General features: G+C 60.8%; 3 protein-coding genes. 2 read left to right on the top strand and 1 reads right to left on the bottom strand.

What is annotated here, in order from left to right:
• Positions 1-162: 162 nt before the first annotated feature.
• Together AX681_RS13495 and AX681_RS13490 are read left to right on the top strand one after the other, a co-directional pair.
• Positions 163-375, top strand: coding sequence for a hypothetical protein (locus AX681_RS13495; RefSeq protein ID WP_004213002.1), 213 nt, complete (start codon positions 163-165; stop codon positions 373-375).
• A 1,111-nt stretch (positions 376-1,486) separates the two neighbouring features.
• Complete coding sequence (locus AX681_RS13490; RefSeq protein ID WP_004213366.1) at positions 1,487-2,590, top strand: replication initiator protein A; 1,104 nt, start codon at positions 1,487-1,489, stop codon at positions 2,588-2,590.
• Between the two features lie 36 nt (positions 2,591-2,626).
• Here AX681_RS13490 and AX681_RS13485 read toward each other — a convergent pair whose 3' ends face one another.
• The gene (locus AX681_RS13485) at positions 2,627-2,911 is read right to left on the bottom strand and encodes a ribbon-helix-helix domain-containing protein (protein WP_017501683.1); all 285 of its coding nucleotides are present in this window, start codon (positions 2,909-2,911) and stop codon (positions 2,627-2,629) included.
• Positions 2,912-3,075 lie beyond the last annotated feature (164 nt).

Genomic DNA, 3,075 nt, shown 5'->3' with positions numbered 1-3,075 from the left:
ATGCCGAGTTGGTCCAGCGTGCGCTTGGCCGACAGGTGCGACTGCTCGACGGTTCGGACTGACGTCCTCGCCAAGCTCGAGCAGTGCAGACAACGCTGGGGGCTCGAGCTGGAGCGGCTCTGATCAAAGGAACGGGCGGAGCGGGGATCCAAGGAGTGAGACGTGAATGATAATGAGCCCGAGCTGGACGATCTGATCCTGGCCGCGTTCAAGCGGGCTTTTGCCGATGGCCGCATGGATGTCGCGGAGCATCTGCTTATCGCGCTGGAGACGGTCAGTGGCCGCCCGGCTGGCGATGAGGAAGCTGAGATCGGGCTTCGGGTCGGCGCAGCTTATGGTATGATCACGAAGCTGGGCGAGCGGCCAGAGAGATGAGTTCGAGAACCGCGCTGGAGCGCTGGTTGCCTCTTTTTGCGGTCACTGCCCGTAAGGGGTCAACGATGCTAGTTGAGAAAAACGTCGCGCTTCCGCGCCGACGCCACCGAAGCGGACGCGCCACTAGGCGCGAATGTATAGGCGTATACAAATATACATGTTCGCCGTCTGTTCGCCCTTGGCGTTGTTTAGCGGACTTTCCGCGCCCTGCCCTGCCGGCTCTTGGCGTAGGATTCCGCCCTCTCCCGCAGCAATGTTCGGGGCCAAATCCGTGAAATCGTTGCCTGGCGCACAAACCTTGAGGCTCGCCGTTTCGATCCCCGACCTCGCGAGGATCTAGCTTTCCAGAAATCGGCCGCATGGGAAGCCCGTAGAGCGCCATTGCCGCTTGGACCCTCCCCGGCCTGCCAAACGTCCAGAATGAAGCCCAGCGGCCCGGAAATCGCCCCTGCTGCGACGTTTCCGCCTCCCCTGCCCTCTCGGCTCGATCACCGCCCTATCCGCCTGGCTTTCCTGGAAAGCCAATTGCGACGGTGCCGCTGGCGCTGTGGTGTCGATAGAAGCGGGGCGTTTAAACGATCCTCAATCTAGCAAAAAGCGTGCCGGCGAAGCCGGCTCATCATGGGGATGCCGGGTGGGAGGATCGCAAAGCGATCCGGGGCGGCCGAAGGCCGCGAGCCGGCGGGGGCGAAGCCCCCAAGAGGCGGCGCTTTTCTTCCCTCTGACCGGTGCCGGTAGCGCGGCACCAGTGGATCACGCTGCCTCTGTCCCGAAAATCAGGACAAGTTGTTCGATCTGGCGGGACGCTGGTGGGTGAAACCACGATGATCCGGCGTCGAGTGGGCGCTGCGGTTAAAGTTATCCACAGGTCGGCCTAGTGTTAATATATGGGTTAAAGAGTCGTGTTACGGGATTTTGGCGGTTTCATAAGCAACTGAAAATATTAGAATAATCGGGCGTTTTTTTGCCCTCGGCGTCAACGGAACCCCGAATCTGGTGACTCCAGAACCCCGAATCTGCGTCAACGAAACCCCGAATCGCGATCACCCGTCAATGAAACCCCGAACTTTTCCGTTGCGTCAATGAAACCCCGAATCTACGGTGCGCGTCAATGAAACCCCGAATCGAGCCTGACCGTCAACGAAACCCCGAACTCCCGCTTGCCGTCAATGAAACCCCGAACGGCGCGGAGGGACGCCCTCCCCTGCTGCCTGTTCGCTACCCCGATCCCGATCTGTTCATTTGCGATGTTCTCGACGCCATCCCCAAGGATGACATGGCCTCGATGGAGCATCCGATTTTCTCGCTCGCGACCAAGCCCGATCGGCGCGTGTTCCGCTATGAGCATAACGGCAACAAGCTCGAAATCGTCCCCAGCGTCAAAGGGCTGGCGACGATCCACGACAAGGATATTCTGATCTACTGCATCTCCCAGCTCATCGGGAAGATGAACCAGGGGGAGCGACCGAGCCGCACCTTGCACCTCACTGCTCGCGATCTACTGGTGTGGACCAACCGGCAAACCGATGGCGACGGCTATGACCGGCTGCGGAGCGCGTTCGAGCGGCTGTCGGGGACGCGGATCACCACGAATATCAAGGCCGATGGCGAGGAAATCACCGAAGGTTTCGGCCTCATCAATGAATGGCGGATCGTGCGGCAAACCCGCTCCGGCCAAATGTCGGAAATCAAGGTCACGCTATCCGACTGGCTGTTCAAGATGGTTGAGGGGCGCAGCGTCCTGACGCTCCATCGCGACTATTTCCGCCTCCGCAAGCCGCTCGAACGGCGTATCTACGAGCTGGCGCGCAAGCATTGCGGCGCGCAGGAAAAATGGTCGATCTCGGTCGAAACGCTACAGAAAAAGACCGGCGCGAGTAGCCATTTGCGCGTGTTCCGCTCGATGCTGCGCGATCTCGTCGCGCACGATCATCTGCCCGACTATGCCGTGGAAATGAACGGCGATACGGTCACGTTCCGCAATCGCGAGGCTCTGGATACGGTCGAGGCGATCGAGGCGGAACCCGAGCGGCCCTATATCGACCCCGAAGGCTTCCACGACGCCAAGAGCGTTGCGCCTGGCTATGACGTTTACGCGCTCTATGACCAATGGGTGTCATGGTGGATCGACAGCGGGCGGCCGGAACTGAAAAGCCCCCGCGCCGCCTTCATCGGCTTCTGTCGCAACAAGCACAAGACTGCCCCCTTGCGCTAGTATAGATGTATAGGTGTATAGTTGTATACATCTATACTAGCCGGCGATGCGCCCCCTTCCCTTCTTCACAAACAGGTCGTCCAGCGCCTCGCCCAGCAGGCTTTGAACGGTCGTCCCTTCCTCGGCCGCGATAATGCGAAGCTGCGTGCTGACCTCGGGAGGGAAATGCCCGCCAATCAGCTTGGTCCCCTGTCGGCCGCTCGGCGGGGCCTTGCGGGTCACGTCTACCGGCTCGATCGCCGACGCTGGGGCCGGGGCCGCGTCTCCGTCCGCCTTGGCGCGGTTCAGCACCGCTTGCAGACTGTTTCCGCCCTTCGCCATCACGCCACCTCCGCCTGATTGTATAGGCGTATATTTGTATACTCGTATAGTCGGCGGATTTCGTCGGCCGCTGGCCCATGCGGCTCGAACTCCTGCACGGCCCGGCCTGCGGCTTGGGCGCGGAAAAAGGCTTTGCGGTTGCCGATCGTCACCGGGCAAACCGT

This window comes from Sphingomonas sp. CCH9-E2 (assembly GCF_001557215.1).
In the GTDB taxonomy this organism is placed as follows: Bacteria; Pseudomonadota; Alphaproteobacteria; order Sphingomonadales; family Sphingomonadaceae; genus Sphingomonas.
This window is presented reverse-complemented; position numbering and strand designations above follow the sequence as displayed.

Excerpts from the sequence above, each read along its gene's own strand:
- AX681_RS13485 (WP_017501683.1), bottom strand. The coding sequence starts at position 2,911 with ATGGCGAAGGGCGGAAACAGTCTGCAAGCGGTGCTGAACCGCGCCAAG.
- AX681_RS13490 (WP_004213366.1), top strand. The coding sequence starts at position 1,487 with ATGAAACCCCGAATCGAGCCTGACCGTCAACGAAACCCCGAACTCCCG.